Source organism: Actinomycetota bacterium (genome assembly GCA_019347575.1).
GTDB lineage: Bacteria > Actinomycetota > Nitriliruptoria > Nitriliruptorales > Nitriliruptoraceae > JAHWKY01.
Genome location: JAHWKY010000103.1, coordinates 1 through 3,001, shown reverse-complemented (window position 1 = coordinate 3,001; position 3,001 = coordinate 1). Strand labels below are relative to the sequence as shown.

Annotated in this window: 3 protein-coding genes and 1 pseudogene; 3 read left to right on the top strand and 1 reads right to left on the bottom strand. The window is 66.3% G+C overall.

What is annotated here, in order from left to right; genetic code table 11:
- Nucleotides 1-338: putative toxin-antitoxin system toxin component, PIN family (locus KY469_22745; protein ID MBW3665910.1), on the top strand; the 338-nt coding region annotated here is incomplete at its 5' end.
- Between the two features lie 21 nt (nt 339-359).
- Here KY469_22745 and KY469_22740 read toward each other — a convergent pair.
- A pseudogene (locus KY469_22740) lies at nt 360-520 on the bottom strand (thioredoxin domain-containing protein).
- A gap of 462 nt (nt 521-982) precedes the next feature.
- Between KY469_22740 and KY469_22735 the strand changes: the two are divergent.
- Both KY469_22735 and KY469_22730 read left to right on the top strand, forming a co-directional pair.
- Nucleotides 983-2,467: a potassium transporter gene (locus tag KY469_22735; GenBank protein ID MBW3665909.1), complete on the top strand. Its 1,485-nt coding sequence runs from the start codon at nt 983-985 to the stop codon at nt 2,465-2,467.
- 65 nt (nt 2,468-2,532) lie between these two features.
- Nucleotides 2,533-2,973: an ester cyclase gene (locus tag KY469_22730; protein MBW3665908.1), complete on the top strand. Its 441-nt coding sequence runs from the start codon at nt 2,533-2,535 to the stop codon at nt 2,971-2,973.
- Nucleotides 2,974-3,001: the final 28 nt, after the last annotated feature.

Below are 3,001 nucleotides of genomic sequence, written 5' to 3'. Positions count from 1 at the left end.
CCGAGGACGTCTACCGCCGGGTGCTCTCCGGCGAGTTGACGATGATCGTGTCCCGGCCGTTGCTAGCGGAGCTGGGTCGGGTCCTGGTCGACAAGTTCGACTGGGAGCCGGCCTACGTGGAGGAGGTGGTCGCACAGATGATCCGGATCGGCGAGCTCGTGAAGCCCGCCGAGGTGGTGGAGGACATCATCAACGACCCCGCGGACAACCGGGTGCTCGAGGCAGCTGCAGAGGACACCGCCGACGTGATCGTCAGCGGCGACCGCCACCTGCTCGCCCTGGGCTCGTGGCGCGACATGCCGATCGTCGCCCCGGCCGGGTTCATCGGGGAGGCGTGACGCTCCTCGCGTCTCTGATGGTCACCAGTGGCAGCTCGAGTACCCCACGGAGAGGAAGATGGGGACGTTCCGGCGCCGTGCCTCCTCGAACGCCGCCTCACCCACGGGAACCAGTCCACGGGGTTGTCGGCGTGCTGGAGCAGGTACGGCGAGATCTCGGCTGCCAGACGGTTGATGACCATCACCTCCTGCCAATGTCGGCCCCGGCGCGGCCGCGAGATCGCGGGCGTGGTGCCCGCCAGACTACGGACCGACACTGTGTGCCGGAGACAGCGATGACCGCCCAGTTGGCGCTCCGCGCTGGTCCTGTTGTGCAGGACTACTGGGTCGCCTGAGCCCGATCTGCGCCAACCGATCTCGGTCCCGTCGGCCGACCGGACGGTGCCAGTCTCTTTTCGTCGGCTGTCTGCGCGTCGGCGGGCGTGGGGCCGCAGGGACCGCGGAGATCCCCGTCGGCGCCAACCCGCCCGCCGGGTACTGTCAGCGGGTCCTATTGACGTCCCTGGGAGGCCGGGGTGCGCCGCCACCGTCGCGCATGGGGTTCGATAGTCGCTGTCATGCTGCTCGCTCCGTCGCTAAGTCTTATCTCTACTATGGCATAGCGGTGATGGTCGGGTAGCCGCCCGACCGATTGGAGTTGACCGATGAGCGATTCTGGCTCGCATGCCACGCCGATCCGCTCCTCAGCCCGGACGTATGAGGTCTGCATCGTCGGGGCGGGCATCACGGGGCTGAATGCCCTCGTCGTGGCGAGCACGTACCTCTCCCGTTCGGATCGGGTCGCCCTGGTCGACAGGCGACCGCGCGCAGGGGGCATGTGGGTCGACACCTATGACTACGTCCGCCTGCACCAGCCACACGGAATCTTCACGGCCGGCAACATCACGTGGGCCCTCCGCGAGGACCCCAGCCACCTGGCCACGAAACCAGAGGTCATGGACCATCTCCAGCGCTGTCTGGACATCGCCAGCAAGCGTGTCGGCGTCGAGGAGCACTTTGGCTGGGACTACGTGTCACACGGGGACATCAACGGCCTCGTCCACGTGACCCTGAGGTCCCCCGAAGGTCGCATCGAGACGGTGACGGCGAAACGCTTGATCAAGGCGTTCGGGCATCAGGTCACGCCGAACCGGCCGCTCGAGACATCCAGCGGTCGCGTGCGCTCCACCACTCCCGAGCTCCTCGACCCCGACGGGCCCGAGCTGCGCGGGGACGACACTCCGATCTGGATCGTCGGTGGCGGCAAGACCGCGATGGACACGGCTCACCGGCTGATCACGGCGTTCCCGGATCGCAAGGTGAGCATGCTGGCCGGCCCGGGAGTCATCTTCGCCAGACGCGAAACCTTCTTCCCGACAGGTGCTCGCCGATGGTGTGCCGGCACCCCGATCAATACGATGCTGCGGCAGGTCGGACAGCGGTTCGACGGCACCAACGAGGACGAGGTCCGCGAGTGGTTCCGCGTCACCTACGGCATCGGGCTCCTTCCCGACGCGACGGACTTCTTCAACGCGTACCTGTCCGACGTCGAGCTGGCGGTCATCACCGCAGGGCTGCACTCGATCGAGAAGGAGTACTTCAGCGACGCCGTGGATCGTGACGACGAGGTCGAGCTGGTCTTCCGCAGCGGCCGCACGCACATCGTGCCGAGGGGGACCTGGCTGGTGAACTGCACCGGATCGCTGCTCCGCACGTCGCACCCGTATGAGCCATTCGTCTCCCCGGCTGCGACAACGCTCTCGATCCAGATGCGCTCCAGCACGACCGGCGTGTACCCCTCGTTCGCGGGCTACTTCCTCACGCACCTGATGTTCAGGGGCCAGCTGGGGGGCCTGGGTCTGTACGAGCTGGACATCGCAGACCTCTACAGCAAGGCGAAGGCCATTGTCACCTTCGCTTCGATGAGCCTGGCCCTGCACAACCTCAGCATGATCTCCGAGGCGCTACCCAAGAAGGTCCTCATGGACTGCGGGCTCGACTTCGACCGCTGGTATCCACTCCCGCGCAGGATCATCGGAGTGACCGAGTTCCTGAGAACGCACCGTCGGGATCGAGAACACCACCGCAGGACCCTCGACACTCTCGGCGAGCGGTTCCACGTCCGATCCGGTCCGGTTCTTGCCGCATGATTCCGTAGCCGGTACACGTGCCCGAGCTCACCGTCGGCTTCGCCGATAGCTGGTAGTCCAGTTCCATGGACGCGGAGGATGTGCAGTGCGACACTCCCCGCATGCGTGACTTCTCCTCCACGGTCGTTTTCCGCTGGCTGGCTGCCGGCGATGCGGGCGACCTCGACGCCTTCGATCAGTTGCTCCATCCCGACGCAATCATCCATGCGCCGGCGGGACTCTCAACAGCGAGTGCCGATGAAGAGAAGGCGGTCTGGCGGGACGCTCTAGCCGCCATGCCCGACCTACGCCATGACGTACAGGAAGTGCTGGTCGATGGTGACGTGGAGATGGCTCGCGTCGTCGTCACCGGCACGCTCACGACTTCCTTCGGTGGAGTCGACGGCACAGGCCGTAGCTTTCGGATCGATCAGGCGGTGATCGCTCACCTCCGCGATGGCAAGGTCTTCGAGGCGTGGGAGATCGCCGACATCGCCGCCCTCCGAGCGCAGGTGGACGACGGCTGACGGGTGAACCACTCCGTGCGGCGGTGCC